This window comes from Gaoshiqia sediminis (assembly GCF_025907915.1).
In the GTDB taxonomy this organism is placed as follows: domain Bacteria; phylum Bacteroidota; class Bacteroidia; order Bacteroidales; family Prolixibacteraceae; genus Gaoshiqia; species Gaoshiqia sediminis.
In genome coordinates, this window is the sequence record NZ_JAPAAF010000014.1 from 75,663 (window position 1) to 92,327 (window position 16,665).

Genomic DNA, 16,665 nt, shown 5'->3' on the forward strand with positions numbered 1-16,665 from the left:
ATGAATCAATACAAAATAGTTTTCGGATTATTGCTGTTGCTGCTGTTTGCAGCATCTCCTTTCCAAACTGATGCTGCTGTAAAATTACCTCGCCTGGTGAGTGACGGTATGGTGTTGCAGTGCGAACAGCCGTTAAAAATCTGGGGGTGGGCCGACCCTTCAGAAACCATTAAAGTTGTATTCGTTGGGGAAACCTACCATGCCAAGGCAGATAAACAGGGCAACTGGCAACTGGAGCTTCCAGCGATGAAGGCTGGTGGACCTTACCTGATGAAAGTGAATGAACTTGAAATCAGCGATATTCTGGTGGGCGATGTTTGGCTGGCCTCGGGGCAGTCGAACATGGAACTGCAAATTCGCCGGGTAATGGATTTGTATGCCGATGAGATCAAGCAAATCAATAATCCCAATATCCGGCTGTTTCGTTCATCTACCCGCAAGGAGCCGGATGCGGTGCAAGCCGATTATCCCGATGGCTCGTGGTTGCCCGCCACCCAGGAACATATCATGGAGTTTTCGGCCGTGGCTTATTTTTTTGCTAATGAGCTGAACCAAAAATACCAGGTACCCATTGGCATCATCAGCACGGCCATCGGCGGTTCTCCGGCCGAAGCTTGGCTGAGCGAAGAACCGGTGACTGAGTACCTGGACAACTGGCTGGCCAACCAGACCCGGATGGACTCCATTCGTGCCAAACGCGTCGCCGAAGAAGGCGAAACGCCTCCTTTTAACTGGGGACTTGAAGTCAATAAAAATGACCCGGGCGTTGGGCGTTGGTCAAAATCAGACGTGGATGTTTCCGAATGGCCAAGTATTTCGCTACCCGGTTATTGGTCGGACAAAGGCGTGGAATTGCGCAACGGATCCATTTGGTTTTATAAGGAGTTTGAAGTAGCGGATTCGCTGGCTGCAAAAGAAGCCATTCTTCGCCTGGGACGCATCATCGACAGCGACTCGGCTTTTGTGAATGGCACTTTTGTGGGTACCATTTCTTACCAATATCCACCGCGAATTTATACGATACCGGAAGGCGTACTGAAGCCCGGAAAAAATAAGTTGATGGTTCGTGTGTTCAGCCAGGGCGGACGTGGCGGTTTTGTGGAAGAAAAGCCCTACGAAGTTCGCGTTGGTTCGCAAACCATTGATTTAACCGGTGATTGGAACTACCATATCGGTGCCGTGCTTAATCCGCCTCGCGGACTGGGCGGCTCCGGATTTAAGCCGGGAGGTTTATACAACAGCCTCATTCATCCGGCACTTGGCTACCGCCTGAAAGGAGTGATTTGGTACCAGGGCGAAACCAATGCCGGACGGGGAATGGAATATCGGCAGCTTTTCAAGGATTTGATCTCCGACTGGCGCACGCAGTTCGCTCAGCCCGAACTACCCTTTTTGTATGTGCAACTGGCGAATCTTGGAATCCCAAACAAACAGCCGGTTGAAAGTGGCTGGGCCACCCTGCGCGATGCACAACGCCGGGCGCTGGAGTTGCCAAACACCGGAATGGCAGTGGCTTTCGACTTGGGCGAGTGGAACGACATTCATCCGTTAAACAAGAAAGACGTGGCACGAAGGCTGGCTTTGGAAGCCCAACGCGTGGCTTTTGGAGATGACGAAGTGGTGAGCGCCGGACCACTTTACGAGTCGATGAAGGTAGAGGATGGCAGCATTGTACTCACTTTCTCATCGGTGGGTTCAGGCTTATTTGCCAACAGCCTCTTGCGGGGTTTCCAAATTGCTGGTGAAGATGGCCGTTTTGTGTGGGCCAATGCGGTAGTGCTTTCAAAAAATACGGTGAAGGTTTGGAGCCCAAAGGTTAGCAAACCAACTGCGGTGCGCTATGCCTGGGATGACAACCCGGCTGAAGCCAATCTGAAAAACAAGGAAGGCCTGCCCGCATCGCCATTTACAACTGAAGATTAAAAACCAATTAATAACGACTCAAATGAATACAACTTCTCAGAAAGTTTCTGTTATTGAAAAAATCGGTTATAGCTTGGGTGACTTGGCGGCCAACCTGATTTTTCAAACTTTGATGACCTTTTTGGCCTTCTTTTACACCGATGTGTACCGGATTCCGCCGGCAACGGCTTCGGCCATTATTTTTTCAGGTGGAATGCTTGGCGCTTTTTTTAACCCGGTGATGGGAATTATTGCCGACCGTACCACCACGCGTTGGGGGAAATTCCGTCCGTGGATTTTATGGACAGCCGTTCCTTTTGGCGTGATTGCGATTCTGGCTTTCAGTACACCCAATTTTAGTCCGGGCGGAAAAGTGGCTTACGCCTTGATTACCTACATTTTGCTGGTGATTGTGTACTCGGCCAACAACCTGCCTTATGCCTCACTAAGCGGTGTTTTGACCGGTGACATGGCCGAGCGGAACAGTATTTCCAGCTATCGGTTTGTGGCTGTGATGATTGCCCAGTTTATTGTACAGGGTCTGTTGTTGCCGCTGGTGCTTATTTTGGGCGATGGCGACAAAATCAAAGGTTTCGAAAACACCATGACCTTGTTTGCGGTTACAGGCGTGATCTTTTTTATCATCACCTTCCTGACCACCAAAGAACGGGTGATCCCCAATCCGGAACAAAAATCGAGTATCAAGGAAGACCTGGGCGATTTGTTTAAAAACAAGCCATGGATTGCGATGCTCATCATCACCATTTTTGTTTTTATCACACTTTCGCTCAAAGGTGGCATGTATGTGTATTATTTCGAAAATTACCTGAGTGAGGCGCATTTGGCTACATTCCTGGAAGATATCGGTTTCAATGGGTTTATAGCCGGGTTGAACGGTTTACTTACCGGAATGGGTTTGCATGGTTTTACCTGGCCCGAAGATGCTCCCACATCCGGTTTCAGCTTGTTCAATGCCGGGGGTATTATCATGATGATTGTTGGGATTACGGTTTCGAAAGCACTGGCAGACCGCTTTGGCAAACGCGATGTGTTTGGTACGAGCCTGTTCATTTCAGCCTTGTGTTTGCTGCTGTTCAATTTTTACGCGCCCCAGTCCATTGCACTGGTTTTTATCACCCAGCTGGCACATGGTTTCTTTTACGGAATCGGGACTCCGCTTCTTTGGGCCATGATTGCCGATGTAGCAGACTTTTCTGAATTGAAAAACAACCGTCGGGCAACGGCCATCATTTTTTCGGCTATGATTTTTGGTCTGAAAGCCGGCCTGAGCATTGGCGGGGCGCTGGTCGCCGGAATCCTCGCGCTGTATGGTTATAATGAAGAACTGGCTGTTCAGTCGCCTGAAGCCATCAACGGTATCAAACTCTCGCTGAGCGTTTATCCAACGCTGACGTTTTTTGTTGCCGTGGGCTGTCTGTTTTTCTACGAAATCAATAAAAATATGGAAGTTACTATTCAGAAGGAGTTGGAATCCAGACGAAAGTAAAATATAATGAAACGAATGTGTAAAAAAAGATCTATACGTTTAACTATTAATGAACACTATGAAAAAAATCTTTCAGCTCAGTAAATTTTTTGCACTTGTGATGTTCGCAACGAGTGCGTGCAGTCCTGCTCAAAAAAACCAATCGGAAATGACATTGAAGGACGCTCTAGCCGGTAAGTTTTACATCGGAACGGCATTAAATGCCAATCAAATTACCGGTAGGGATTCTGCCGGAATTAAAGTTGTTAAAGAACAATTCAGTGCCATTGTGCCAGAGAACTGTATGAAAAGTGCCGAAATTCAGCCAAGGGAGGGCGAATTTGATTTCACGCTTGCGGATCCGTTTGTGGACTTTGGCGAGCAAAACGGGATGTTTATCACCGGCCATTGCCTGATCTGGCATTCGCAAGCGCCCAGGTGGTTTTTTACCGATGCGGAAGGAAACGATGTTTCGCGCAAGGTGATGATAGATCGCATGAAGAACCACATTTACACGGTTGTTGGCCGCTACAAAGGTAAGATTAAAGGCTGGGACGTGGTGAACGAAGCCATCATGGAAGACGGCAGTATGCGTAACAGCAAGTTTTATCAAATTGTGGGCGAAGATTTTATCAAACTGGCCTTTCAGTTTGCCCATGAAGCCGATCCTGATGCCGAATTGTATTACAACGATTATAATGAGTGGTATCCCGGAAAACGCGATGCGATTGTGCAAATGATCCGCAGCCTGAAAGCCGACGGCATTCGTATTGACGGAATTGGCATGCAGGGCCATGTGGGGATGGATAGCCCGTCATTGGAAGATTACGAAGCAGCCATGGTGGCTTATGCCAACGAAGGTATGAAAGTGATGGTAACCGAGCTTGACATGTCGATTCTGCCAAATAGAAGACGCGATGTGGGAGCCGATATCTCTACGAATATTGAATATGAGAAAGAGCTGAACCCATACACCGATGGCGTGGTTCCGCAGGAAAAACAAGACGAGTGGGATGCCCGGATGGTGGATTTCTTCCGCTTGTTCCTGAAACATTCGGACAATGTGAGCCGTGTAACACTTTGGGGTGTTTCGGACGGAGATTCGTGGAAGAACAATTTCCCGGTTCGCGGACGTACGGACTATCCGCTGCTGTTTGACAGGAATTATCAGCCCAAAACGGCAGTGGCAAAGATTATTGAATTAACGAAAGAGTAGGGGCATCCCGAACTTGTTTCGGGATCTCGCTTGCTGTGAAAGGAAGATCCTGAAACAAGTTCAGCATGACACCTGAAAAACAGAAAATACGGAGAACAAAATGAAAAAAGCAAGATACCTGGTGCCGGACTTATACACTGCCGATCCCGCGGTGCATGTGTTCAACGGCAAACTATACATTTACCCGTCGCACGATGTGGAGTCGGGCATTCCCGAAAATGACAACGGCGATCATTTTGACATGCGCGACTACCATGTCTTTTCAATGGATGATGTTGACGGTGAAGTGACTGATCATGGGGTAGCCCTTGATGTGAAGGACATTCCATGGGCAGGCCGCCAATTGTGGGATTGCGATTGCGCCTGCAAAGACGGCAAGTATTATCTGTACTTTCCGTTGAAAGACCAAACCGACATTTTTCGCATCGGCGTGGCCATCAGCGACCGGCCCGAAGGACCTTTCATTCCGCAGGAGGCGCCCATAAAAGGCAGCTATTCCATTGATCCGTGTGTGTTTGAAGAAGATGGATCGTATTACATGTACTTTGGTGGTTTGTGGGGCGGACAGCTGCAGCGCTACCGCAACAACAAAGCCATTGAATGTGGGCACGAGCCTAAGGACGATGAGCCGGCCTTGCCATCGCGGGTGGTTAAATTGAGCGACGATATGCTCGAATTTGGCGAAGCTCCGCGCGAACTTGTCATCCTCGACGAAAACGGCGATGCATTGAAAGCCGGCGACCACGACCGTCGTTTTTTCGAAGCTTCGTGGATGCATAAATATGAGGGTAAATATTACTTTTCGTATTCAACCGGAAACACGCACCGGCTGTGCTATGCGGTGGGCGACAATCCCTACGGGCCTTTTACCTATAAGGGCGTCATCCTCACGCCGGTGGTGGGCTGGACAACGCACCATTCGATTGTGGAATTCAAAGGAAAATGGTACCTGTTTCATCACGACAGCGTGCCTTCGGGTGGCAAAACCTGGTTGCGCAGCATGAAAGTGGTTGAGCTGGAATACAACACAGATGGTACCATTAAAACCATTGATGGAGGCGGGGAATAAATTCAGTTCTGTGTGTCAAAAAAAAATGAATAGAGGGAATTATCCGAAGTGGTATTTCCCTCTATTTTTATAATTGAATTTTTTGGGCGAGTACTTCTTTGCGTTTGAGTTAGTTGTTGCAGTGTTGAATAAGTTGTATAAGCCCTTTGTCAGTTTTCAGTTTCAGCTTCTGATTTTTTGCATATTGATCGATATCTGGCTTAATCTCTTTTAGTTTTTCGAGCAAGTCTTTTTGTTTGCGAAAAATTTCAGGAATCCCTTGTCCCTCGGCAACTAAATATTCATCATCCTGCCGGGTAAACCTGTTTGGTTGTGCCTCCTGGTAGCCAATTGCTTTTGTTGCAGGCTTTAAATCAATGAGGTATCTTTTATAAAGTCGAATATGACCGTCAACCATTAACTCTAAAATGCCGCGTTTACTTTCTCCATGATCCAGGTAGTCCTGGATCGTAAATAAATGACCTCCAAAATCGAAATCGAATTCCTGTTTTGAATGATCAATTTCAAGGACCTGTTCGTGCTCATTCCTAAACTCGATTCTGTCGGAGTAGATATTGTATCTCAGGGGAACATCCTCAATGCGGATACTGTCGTTAACGATTACTTCACCCGGAACAAAATCGTCATTCAAATAAGGAGTACCGTCAAAATCACTGTAGGGGTCAAAGGTGCTGGATTTATTTTTTTCAAACGACAACAAATCGGATAACGAGCTTAAGTCTGTTATGGTAAAAGCTTGTGAAAATCCCATGTGGTAGAACAAAAAACTGAACAAAAGCAGAAGTGCAATTCTCATAAGTTTGTTGGATTTTAGTGGTGAAAAAATAAGTTTTTGACTATAAAATTAGGGGCTTCAAGGCATAATTTGTTTCAATTTTAGACATTTACATTCACAAATTGAATAAATTATGAACCAGTGAGATAGAAATTGAGCCATTTTTTATGTTATTTGGTCATCTTTCGGTTTTTCATACTTTTGGTCTTTTCAAATAACCAGATTAAACACGATTGAATAAACTGCAACCATATCCGGATGAACAGGTATTGCTGAAACGGATTGCCCAAGGCGATCTGGCTGCTTACCGGAAATTGTTTGATACATACTTCCCGGACTTATGCAACTTTTTGTTGATGTATCTGCATAACCAAAGTTTTGCAGAGGAAATAGCGCTTGAAATATTTACACAAATTTGGGAAAAGCGTGAATCACTGGAGGTGCATACCTCCATGCGGGGTTATCTGTTTACTTCGGCCAAAAATCGTGCAATCAGCTTTTACCGTCGAGAAAAACAAAAGCTGCTTTCTAATCTCGATATTGAGGAAGATCAGATTTCCGTTGACTTCAGCTCTCAATTTTTCCTGGAAACACAGGAACTTAGGCAAATAATTGAGGAGGCCATTGAGTCGTTGCCTGAAAAAAGCCGTCAAATTTACCGGTTGGCCTGGGAAGAAAACTTTTCGCACCGTGAAATTGCCGAGAAATTGGGCATCACCGCCAAAACGGTGGAAAACCATGTCGGTATTGCACTTCGTAAGTTAAGGTCATCATTACTACCGCATTATAAGCAACTCTTTATGCTCTGGCTGATCGTGCGGGGCATCATCTAAAAAAATAAAAAAAAAGCGGTTTCCTGATTGAGGGATAGCTCGCTTTTCTGCGTCATTTAATCAACCGTAAAGAAGTATGGAAACGAACAACACACCTTGGGAAGCAATCGGCGCCTATCTGAAAGACCCGTCGGATAAGAAGAGCGAAGCTATTGTAAAAGCTTGGCTAAAAGCTTCCCCCGATCATGTGAAGGTGTTCACTGAAATCATAAATACACGCAGGCTGACAGGGAACGGTGTGGACTTTTACGAACCCCAAAAGGAAGAGCTGTGGGGCGAACTCATGCGCCGGATTTCACCAGCTTCGGCAAACAAGACTTTCGTGAATAAACTCTGGTTGCGGTATGTGGCGGTTGCCGCTGCCGTGGCTATTGCGTTTTTTGCCGGAAATTGGTTCAGTTCTCAACCGATAGCAGATACGCATGCACCAACCACCTACACCCGTGTTATTGCTCCGGCCGGGCACCGCACCCAACTGGTGTTGCCCGACAGTACCCGGGTTTGGCTGAACTCAGGATCGGAAATAAAATATGCCGGTGCCTTCAGTGCAACCTCACGTGAGGTGTATATTAAGGGTGAGTGTTATTTCGAAGTCACCGAAAATAAGCACAAACCATTTGTCGTGCATGCTGCCGCCTTGAATGTAAAGGTGTATGGTACCCGATTCAATGTAAAAGAAAATGTAAAAGAAAATCAGTCAATTGTCACATTGCTGGAAGGTAAAGTGGAGGTGCTCAACCCGGAAAATGAATCGCTTAGTTTTTTGGACCCGGGAGAGCAATTGCTGGTACAGCCGGATGGTATTCAGCTGGAAAAAGTCGAAATGACGGATGCCCTGATCGCCTGGACAAATGGTGTACTGATGTTTGACGATCAGCCGTTTGATGAGGTCATTGGTTACCTGGAGAACTGGTATGGCGTAAGCATAAACCTCGACCCAACGCTCTCTGCCAAGCACCATTATACATTCAAGGTAAAAACCGAGAGCCTGCGCGAAGTACTCGACCTGATTTCGGTTATTTCGCCGATTGATTATAAAATTGAAGGAGACATGGTTTGGATAAAACGTAAAATGAAGAGTTAGAAAATAAAAAAACAGGAAAGGCGGCCACCTTTCCTGTCAAATATCAATTGTTAAACTGAATCGGAGATACGAGCCATCTGCTAAAATGTTTGTATTTCAGATTCATAACTGATCGTGTAAAACTATGAAAAAAAAACAAATGAATTTGTACGCGGGCAACTGTTGTACAAAAAAATTCTGGTTGGCTATGAGACTTACATTGTTCCTAACAGTAATGACGAGTCTGACTGCACTCGCCGGGAGTTTTGCCCAAAATGCAAAACTGACCCTGAAGTTTGAAGATCGTCAGATCAAAGAAATCCTGAATGAAATTGAAAATCAAACCCAATTTTCGTTCATGTACGACAACAACCAGGTTGATGTTGGACGCAGGGTAGATCTGGATGTGCAAGGCAAAAATATTGATGAAGTTTTAACTGCCTTGTTCGCCGGCACCAATACAACCTATAAAGTGATTGAACGTCACATTATGTTGTTGGCTGGTGATGTTCCTACTGTCAGTAAGCAGGATGGAACCGTGAGCGGGAAAATTAAAACATCGCAAGGAGATCCATTGCCCGGGGTTACGATTGTGATTAAGGGAACGTCAACAGGTACAATCAGTGATTTTGACGGGAATTATACTATTAAGGGGGTCAAATCAACTGACATCCTCGTTTTTTCCTTCATCGGCATGAAGAGTAAAGAACTTGAGGCCGGCGGCCAGGCGACAATCAATGTTACCATGGAAGAGGAAACCATCGGTGTGGATGAAGTCGTGGTGGTTGGTTACGGTGTGCAAAAACGTTCTGACATTACCGGTTCGGTTACATCCGTTCCTGCAGACCGTTTGGGCAAAGTGCCTGTAACAAACCTGATGCATGCGATTGAAGGCTCAACTGCCGGGTTAAACGTTACACAAAATTCTTCGGTACCGGGTAGTTCGGGTACGATGCAAATTCGTGGTGTGAACTCAATCAATGCCAATACCAGTCCGTTTATTGTATTGGACGGTATCCCGTTTTTTGGTCAAACCAACGACATTAACCCAAACGACATTGAGTCAATCGAAATTCTGAAAGATGCATCTGCCGTCGCGATTTACGGTACCCGTGGTGCAAATGGTGTTATTCTGATCACTACAAAACGCGGTTCACAAAAAGATGGCAAGCCGATTATCACGTACAATGGCCATGTAGGTGTTGAAAGCATTGCACACAAGTTGACACCGATGGATCCGGAAACCTATGTACAGAAATATGCGGATTACAATACCGCCAACGGGTTGACACAAACTTCGGTATTACCAAATGCTTCTGAAGTTGAAAACTATGAAGCATGGCAGCAGGGAAATTATACGCCAACCGACTGGATGGATGAAGTATCGCAGACCGGTTTGCTGCAGGATCATAGTATTAGTATTTCCGGTGGTACCGATAAAGTCCAATATTTCGTTTCCGGAGGTTATCTTGATGAAAAAGGGGTGGTGAAAGGTTATCACTATAAACGTGCCAGTTTCCGCTCTAATATCGATGCAAAAATCAATGACTATTTAAAAGTTGGTACCTCGGCATTTTTTACCAATAATAACTACGATGGTGGTCGTGTGAACTTTTTGGAAGCGAATGCGATGAGTCCGTTTTCAAAACCTCGTGATGAAAATGGGAACTACATTATCTATCCAATGGCGCCGGAACAGCTTTTTGCGAACCCGTTGTTAGGATTGACGAAGGATCGTGTGGACAGAGCGTTGAACCTGACTGGCAATGGCTATGTTGAATTGACGCCGGGAATTGAAGGACTGAAATACAGGATGAATGCCTCTTATATTTATAACATCTACAGGCAGGCCAATTATTCGGGTCGTGCTGCTAATGATAATAACGGTACCGCCGGGGTATCAAACTGGCAAACTGATAACTGGGTTGTGGAGAATATTCTGTCGTACACCAAAGATTTCGGGAAGCATCATATTGATTTCACAGGGCTTTACTCAGCTCAAAAAGTAACCTATTTCAGATCGTGGGCAAACGCTTCAGGATTCATTAATGATGCGCTTTCTTACTACGATTTGAAAGCTGGTGTGTCTCAGTCTGTTGACTCGGAAGGTGATGAATATACCTTGCTCTCGCAGATGGGACGTATCAACTATTCTTACGACAGTCGTTATTTATTAACTGTTACAGCACGTCGCGACGGTTATTCCGCCTTTGGTGCGAACACCAATAAATACGGCTTATTTCCATCGGTTGCTCTCGGCTGGAATATCGCCAATGAAAGTTTTTTGGAGGATAATCCAACCGTAAATCAATTGAAACTCCGCCTTTCATACGGTGAAACAGGTAACATGGCTATCGGTGTAAACCAAACAGCTTCGACCGCAGCAACTGTTCAGTATCCTTTTGGAGGAACTGCCTATACTGGTATCCTGTACAATAGTTTGGGGAATGGAAACCTGAACTGGGAAAGCACAACATCTGCCAACGTTGGTGTCGACTTTAGTTTATTCGACTTCCGCGTAAGTGGTACCATCGAAGCTTACAAAACAAAAACAAGCGACATTCTATTGAGACGTAATTTGCCCGGAATCACTGGTTATCCGAACATTTGGGCCAACTTGGGTGAAATGCAGAATGTTGGGTTGGATGTGACGCTTAAAACAGTTAATATCAAAACAGAAGATTTCAAGTGGACGACTGACCTGAACTTCTCAACTTACCGGAATAAGATTCTGGAACTGTACGGTGACGGAAAAGATGACATTGGTAACCGTTGGTTTATTGGCGAATCGCTGAAAATATACTATGACTACGAGAAAATTGGCATTTGGCAAACGGGAGAAGACGCATCAACATCAGATCCGGTTTCACAGGCAGGTGATTTGAAATTCAAAGACCAGCTGACTGTTGACACAAACGGTGACGGAGTAGCGGATGCCGGCGATGGACAAATTTCTGCAGACGACCGGATCATTCTAGGTCGCACAGACCCCAAATGGACAGGCGGTATAACCAATACGTTCACCTACAAGAATTTTACCTTGAGTGCTTTCCTTCAGATCTCTCATGGTGGTTTGAAATCGAACCGCGACCTGACTTATGCTGATGAAGCTTGGCGTCGTAACTTGCCAGCCGATTTCCACTACTGGACTGCCGAAAATGCCAGTAACTACTGGCCGTCCCTGGCAGCATACAAAAACTACCGGGGGTATGGGTTTGCCGAAGATTGGAGTTATGTGCGTTTAAAAGATGTAACCTTAAGTTACAATGTCCCAAAATCTTTTGTGAGCAAATACAACATTCAGGGATTAACGGTTTTTGTGACCGGTAGAAACCTGCACACATTTACCAAGTGGTTTGGTTGGGACCCTGAAATGACCTACGATTCCAGAGGATCGGGTAACTGGACAAATAACTATCCTCCTGTCAGAACGATTTCATTCGGTGTTAACCTTACTCTTTAATCCGCATTAAAATAGATAGTCATTATGAAAAAATATATCAAATACCTTATAAGTGCCAGTGTAATTTTAACCCTATTCACGGCCTGTTCAAAGTCCTTTTTGGATGAAGAAGTACTTGATGCCTACGCGCCCTCTACGCTCGATAACAAACTAGGTTTTGAAGCTGCTGCGATTGGTTTGTATAATCAATATAGCAGGGCGTTAACAACCACATGGGATCAAACAAGACTGGGAATGTTTCAGTTAGGAACGGATATTGTTTGGAACCCAATGGGACGTTCAAATGGTGATGCGAGGCCATATCATAATTACGCGAACTTAACATCAACAGATGCTGCCGCTGAGAAATACTGGGATTATCTCTATACGTTAATCAATAACGCGAATGTGATGATCAGCAACGCTGAAAATACAAGCGCTACTGATATGACTGCTGCAGAAGTGGCTGCTTACAACTCGGAAGCGAAATTCTTCAGGGCATGGGCATACAACCAATTGGTTACTTTTTGGGGTGATGTACCTTTATTGACCTCTCCGTTGACTGAACCAAAAACCGATTTTACGCGGACAGCAGTTTCTGAAATCAACACGGTAATTGAAAATGATTTGCTTTTCGCAATCAGCAACCTGGGAGATATTGACGCTGTAAAAGAAGCTCGGGCTAACAAATCAATGGCTCGCCAGTTGTTGGCTACTGTTTATTTACGAGTAGGCAAATATGCTGATGCCGAAACTCAATGTACGGCAATTATCACTTCCGGGAAATTTAGCCTGATTAAAGCACGTTATGGAGACACAAGTTTTGGCGGCGATGCTTTTTCGGATATGTTCCGCGTTGGGAAACAACGCCGTTCACAAGGGAATACCGAGGTCATCTGGATTTTGCAGCAGGAAAACCCGGCAGATGTTCCTGGTGGAAGCACTGATGCTCCGCAACAACGTCGCGTATGGGGGGCTGCTTATCATGATGTGCCGGGCATGGTACCATGTGATACATTAGGAGGACGTGGGTTGACCCGCATACGGTTGAATAACTGGGTAGTTTACGATCTGTATGATGAAGGAGATATGCGTAATTCGAAGTATAGTCTTCACCGTCAGCACTATTTTAACAACCCGGATGCTAAATACGCTGCGGTTTATGGTCAACCTGTTCCCTATGGTCAGGATGTAACCTTTGATTTGGGCGGAACCTATGGTACATTAAAAGTAAATGCATTGGACACTGTTTATAAGCTGGCACCTTATACCTTGAAGTGGGGACATTTTGATCCGCGTGATACATTTGGATGGGGTATGTGGAAAGATTATGTGCTGATGCGTTTAGGAGAAACTTATTTATTGAGAGCTGAAGCTCGCTTCAGACAAAATGATCTGGACGGAGCAGCCGATGATATTAATGAATTACGCGATCGGGCTCAAGCTCCTCAAGTTACATCAGGCGATATAACACTCGACTTTATTTTGGACGAACGTGTGCGTGAGTTGTTAGCTGAGGAAAACCGTCGTGAAACGTTGGTTCGCACCGGAACTTTGATTGACCGTGCAACAAGGTTGAACGGAACAACTATTCTGGCAAATGGTAATATTGAAACAACAAATGGCTTGGAAGCTCATCATGTATTGTTCCCGATTCCGCAAGCTGAAATCGATTTGAATAAAGATGCTGAACTGAAGCAAAATAACGGTTATTAATGACGTGTTGATCGTTACTTTAGATCAAAAAAACGTCATCAATTTAAACCTACGGATTGGGATAGTTAATGTGATACAATCGAATATGTTATACTGAAAAAATGCCCTGCGGGGCATTTTTTTTACCAGATCGGGCCGATTTGTGCCTGCGTTTTTGAGTGGATCTTGGTTCTAAAATCATACTTTTAAAACATCGTTTTATTTTCAAACCTAAAAATAACTGTTTTGAAACGAAGAAATTTTGTGAAATCGGCTCCATTTATCGGGGCGGGAGCATTACTTGCCCCAGGATTGTCAGCTTCGGAGGAAGTTGAATCGAAAGCTGTGAAAAATCACCGTGAATACTGGTTGAACCTTCTTGACCAAATTGCAGGCCCTTTGTTGAATGCTGGTAGTAAACGACGACTAAAAAAAGATATGCCGGTGGAAACAACTACCGGATCGACGGAAAAAGCCTCAACTTACCTGGAAGGGGTGGGGCGGTTGTTGGCTGGCCTGGCGCCCTGGCTGGAGTCGGATTCGGGCGGTGCAGCCGAGGTGGGGATGCGCAAGCGCTATCGCAAACAGGCTGTAGAAACCGTGACCAGTATTGTCGATCCAACTTCACCCGATTATTTGTTCGATCACATGGAGCCGCAAATGCTGGTCGATGCTGCTTTTCTGGCTCATGCTTTTTTGCGGGCTCCGCAGCAGTTGTGGCTGTCGCTCGGTCGGCAGGCACAGCAACAGGTGGTCGACTGTTTTACGGCCACCCGCGAGGTGAACCCATATTATTCCAATTGGCTGCTGTTCAGTGCTATGATTGAAGCGTTTTTCTTGAAAAACAACTTGCCGTTCGATATCATGCGGCTGAACCTTCCGGTGAAAAAGCACCAAGAGTGGTACTTGGGCGATGGTATGTACGGCGATGGCGAAGATTTTCACTGGGATTATTACAACAGTTACGTTATTCAGCCCATGTTGATGGATATTGTAACTGTAATGGTTGACAAAAAGAAAATGAAGGAAGAAGAAATGTTGTCAATTGCCCGGCGGTTTACGCGTTATGCAGCCATTCAGGAGCGGTTGATTTCGCCTGAGGGCACTTTCCCACCCATTGGACGCTCTATTGCTTACCGCATGGGAGCTTTTCAACATTTGGCACAGGCTGCTCTGCAGCAACGTCTTCCGCAGGACGTGAAGCCCGCCCAGGTACGATGCGCCCTTACTTCGGTTATGCAACGCCTGATGGAAGCTCCCGATACTTTCGATGCAAATGGCTGGTTGACGATAGGCCTGGTTGGCCATCAAAATTCATTGGGTGAACACTACATTTCAACCGGGAGCCTTTATCTGTGCTCCACGGCATTTTTGCCCCTGGGCCTGCCAACCAGCGATGACTTCTGGTCGGACGCCGACGAGCCCTGGACCTCGATGAAAATTTGGTCGGGCGAGAATTTAAAAGCCGATCACGCACTTTGAGACTGGTGAATGAAATACGGTCGTGACGTAAATTTTTGTTCGCCGTAATCGAAATAAAATAAACCCCAAAAATTGTATTCTTAAAATCAAAATCATGTTAAAGCAATTTATATCGACACTATTAGTACTGACATTACTGGTCGGTTGTTCCCCATCGAACCCAATAGAAAAGCCGCTATCGGCAGTGGTGGACGAATCGCTGGCCTTTGCCGCCCAGCAAAGTTTGCTGATGGCCGAATCATTGAAGGATCAACCCGATCGTCTGCCCAAAACGCTTCGTGAGAATGGTGAGTTGGAAACCTGTAATTCTGCTTGGTGGACGAGTGGATTTTTCCCGGGGCAACTCTGGTATTTGTATGAAAACAATCCTTCTGAAGAATTAAAAGAATGGGCGATTAATTACACCTTGCGTGTTGAAGATCAAAAGTACACAACTGACAACCACGATGTTGGTTTTATGATTTTTTGCAGCTTCGGGAATGCCTATCGTTTAACAGGCGATTCAATCTACAGAGATGTTATTCACACAGCCTCCAATTCGTTGATTACACGATTCAATCCAACCATTGGTTGTATCCGTTCCTGGGATCCTGCACCCTGGAGTTCCAAATGGCAGTATCCGGTTATTATCGATAACATGATGAACCTCGAGATGCTGATGTGGGCCGGAAAGCAATTCAATGAAACAACTTTTGTCCAAGTGGCGGAAACCCATGCCGATACAACGATTAAAAATCATTTTCGCGATGATTTCAGCAGTTATCATGTCATCTCATACGATACGATTACCGGCCAGGTTGAAAAGAAAAATACCGCGCAGGGTTACTCAGACGATTCGGCATGGGCCCGTGGGCAGGGTTGGGGCTTGTATGGTTACACCATGATGTACCGTGAATCCGGAAATGAAGCATACCTGAAACAAGCTGAAGGAATTGCCGATTTTATACTGAACCATCCGAACCTGCCTGCCGACAAAATTCCGTACTGGGATTTTAATGCGCCAAATATCCCGGATGCGCTGCGTGACGCTTCTGCTGGTGCGCTGATTTGCTCTGCACTGATTGAGTTGAGCCAATACGTGCCCGAAGAGAAAGGGAAAGAATACTTGTCGGTGGCCGAAACGCAAATCCGAAGCCTGAGTTCGCCGGCTTACCTGGCCAACTTGGGTGAAAACGGGAACTTTATCCTGAAACATAGTGTGGGTCACATGCCCGCCGGTTCGGAAGTTGACGTTCCGCTGACCTATGCAGATTATTATTACGTTGAGGCGCTGATGCGGATGAAAAAAATGCTGCCGGCAATAAAAAAACCATAAGGACAATAAAATATTAACAGCAAAAAGAGGGTGTCCCAAAAGGTCATCCTTTTTTTTTTTGTTTTATTAGGCCGCAAGTTTTGTAATATAGTCTCGATTTTTCTGCGTGGGCTGTATTTTCAACCAGATGGGTTCAACGAATAGGGAAATAACCAGGTCTTGACTATTTTGAGGCGTATTTTGAAATAAAAATGCCTGGTTTTGCTTGGTTTTGTACATTTTCCCCATGTTGAAGGCAATAGCAAAGATGGCAAAATCCATAGCGACTTTGTCTTTTCCTTTATGGCGGAATCGGTAATATGATTTGTCAAACTTCATTTGCCCAAATACGGCTTCCGGTTCTATTGGTCGTTTCTTCCGCATTCGGATACCTTCTTCCGAGGTTAA

General features: G+C 45.5%; 12 protein-coding genes. 10 read left to right on the forward strand and 2 right to left on the reverse strand.

All coding sequences use genetic code 11. From position 1 onward, the window contains the following. From N2K84_RS11125 to N2K84_RS11140, 4 genes are all read left to right on the forward strand, one after another. Entirely contained in the window at nucleotides 1-1,923 is a 1,923-nt protein-coding gene (locus N2K84_RS11125) for a sialate O-acetylesterase (protein ID WP_282591888.1), read from the forward strand. Between the two features lie 22 nt (nucleotides 1,924-1,945). Then, entirely contained in the window at nucleotides 1,946-3,409 is a 1,464-nt protein-coding gene (locus tag N2K84_RS11130; RefSeq protein ID WP_282591889.1) for an MFS transporter, read from the forward strand. Nucleotides 3,410-3,557: 148 nt separating this feature from the next. After that, a complete protein-coding gene (locus tag N2K84_RS11135) occupies nucleotides 3,558-4,604 on the forward strand; it encodes an endo-1,4-beta-xylanase (RefSeq protein ID WP_282591890.1) in 1,047 nt (348 codons plus the stop codon). 100 nt (nucleotides 4,605-4,704) lie between these two features. After that, nucleotides 4,705-5,673: a glycoside hydrolase family 43 protein gene (locus tag N2K84_RS11140; RefSeq protein WP_282591891.1), complete on the forward strand. Its 969-nt coding sequence runs from the start codon at nucleotides 4,705-4,707 to the stop codon at nucleotides 5,671-5,673. 109 nt (nucleotides 5,674-5,782) lie between these two features. Here the strand turns inward: N2K84_RS11140 and N2K84_RS11145 are convergent, their stop codons facing one another. Further along, a complete protein-coding gene (locus N2K84_RS11145; RefSeq protein ID WP_282591892.1) occupies nucleotides 5,783-6,469 on the reverse strand; it encodes a hypothetical protein in 687 nt (228 codons plus the stop codon). Nucleotides 6,470-6,681: 212 nt separating this feature from the next. Here N2K84_RS11145 and N2K84_RS11150 point away from each other — a divergent pair, with 212 nt between their 5' ends. From N2K84_RS11150 to N2K84_RS11175, 6 genes are all read left to right on the forward strand, one after another. Continuing rightward, complete coding sequence (locus N2K84_RS11150) at nucleotides 6,682-7,281, forward strand: RNA polymerase sigma-70 factor (protein WP_282591893.1); 600 nt, start codon at nucleotides 6,682-6,684, stop codon at nucleotides 7,279-7,281. 76 nt (nucleotides 7,282-7,357) lie between these two features. After that, entirely contained in the window at nucleotides 7,358-8,365 is a 1,008-nt protein-coding gene (locus N2K84_RS11155; protein WP_282591894.1) for a FecR family protein, read from the forward strand. A gap of 187 nt (nucleotides 8,366-8,552) precedes the next feature. Beyond that, nucleotides 8,553-11,807, forward strand: coding sequence for a TonB-dependent receptor (locus N2K84_RS11160; RefSeq protein WP_282591895.1), 3,255 nt, complete (start codon nucleotides 8,553-8,555; stop codon nucleotides 11,805-11,807). A gap of 24 nt (nucleotides 11,808-11,831) precedes the next feature. Further along, nucleotides 11,832-13,502, forward strand: coding sequence for a RagB/SusD family nutrient uptake outer membrane protein (locus N2K84_RS11165; RefSeq protein WP_282591896.1), 1,671 nt, complete (start codon nucleotides 11,832-11,834; stop codon nucleotides 13,500-13,502). Nucleotides 13,503-13,727: 225 nt separating this feature from the next. Continuing rightward, on the forward strand, nucleotides 13,728-14,963 hold the full coding sequence (locus N2K84_RS11170) for a DUF2264 domain-containing protein (protein ID WP_282591897.1): 1,236 nt from the start codon (nucleotides 13,728-13,730) through the stop codon (nucleotides 14,961-14,963). A gap of 94 nt (nucleotides 14,964-15,057) precedes the next feature. After that, nucleotides 15,058-16,278 carry a glycoside hydrolase family 88 protein gene (locus N2K84_RS11175; RefSeq protein WP_282591898.1) on the forward strand — a complete coding sequence of 407 codons (1,221 nt, stop codon included), beginning with the start codon at nucleotides 15,058-15,060 and terminating at the stop codon, nucleotides 16,276-16,278. Between the two features lie 66 nt (nucleotides 16,279-16,344). On the opposite strand, the gene N2K84_RS20535 is transcribed toward N2K84_RS11175, so the two are convergent. Then, a partial coding sequence (locus N2K84_RS20535; RefSeq protein ID WP_428221988.1) for a transposase occupies nucleotides 16,345-16,665 on the reverse strand: 321 nt, incomplete at its 5' end.